The organism is Aquidulcibacter paucihalophilus (assembly GCF_002105465.1).
Taxonomy (GTDB): Bacteria; Pseudomonadota; Alphaproteobacteria; order Caulobacterales; family Aquidulcibacteraceae; genus Aquidulcibacter; species Aquidulcibacter paucihalophilus.
This window is the reverse complement of sequence record NZ_NCSQ01000098.1, coordinates 1-747: the sequence shown is the minus strand read 5'-3', so window position 1 is coordinate 747 and position 747 is coordinate 1. Positions and strand designations below refer to the sequence as shown.

Annotated in this window: 1 protein-coding gene; it reads left to right on the top strand. The window is 50.3% G+C overall.

All coding sequences use genetic code 11. From position 1 onward, the window contains the following. Window positions 1–124 precede the first annotated feature (124 nt). Complete coding sequence (gene nusG, locus B7364_RS07935) at window positions 125–652, top strand: transcription termination/antitermination protein NusG (protein ID WP_157893579.1); 528 nt, start codon at window positions 125–127, stop codon at window positions 650–652. Window positions 653–747 lie beyond the last annotated feature (95 nt).

Here is a 747-nt window from a genome sequence, read left to right as displayed (position 1 = left end):
GACTTCAAAGCTCAATCCAAATACACCCGCGGCGACTCCGCATCCTACTATAACTCCTACTCCAAATATTATTCTTCTTAATGATTCTCGTGGTAACAGACTGCGAGAAACGTGTGTGGAGTGAGTGACTGTGGTAATGCAGGGTGGTCCAGAGGACGCTTCAGCCTGGTATTTGGTCCATACCCATTCGGGTAAGGAGAAACTGGTCACAACGCATTTGGAACGGCAAGGCTTCAAGGTTTTTCTGCCGCTCAGCACGAAGATGATTAAAATAGGGCGTCAAAGCAAACGTGTTACGACGGCTTATTTCCCGGCCTATCTTTTCGTTAGCTTTGATCGGACTTCTCAAAACTGGCGCCCAATCAACGGGACTTTCGGCGTAAAGCGTCTGGTTTGTTTCGACCAAAGTCCGGCACAGGTTCCCGCAGCGATGATCCAAGAGCTTCAGCGGCGACTTGGGCCTGATGGTCTGATTGATACCATGCCAACATTAACGACAGGCGATCAAGTGCGCATTTCAGAGGGTCCATTTGCGGGCCATCTTGCCAAGATTGACGCGCTCCCCAGTCAAGATCGTGCCCGTCTGCTGCTGGAGATCATGAGCCAATCCATTCCGATTGAAATCGATCGCAAGTCATTAGAACTGACATAATCCATTCCATCAGCACCGCTCGCGGATCGACACAAGTTACAAAAGGCAGGGTGAGTGACCTGAGCCCCGATTGGTCCGTCATTTGAAAGGAGAGT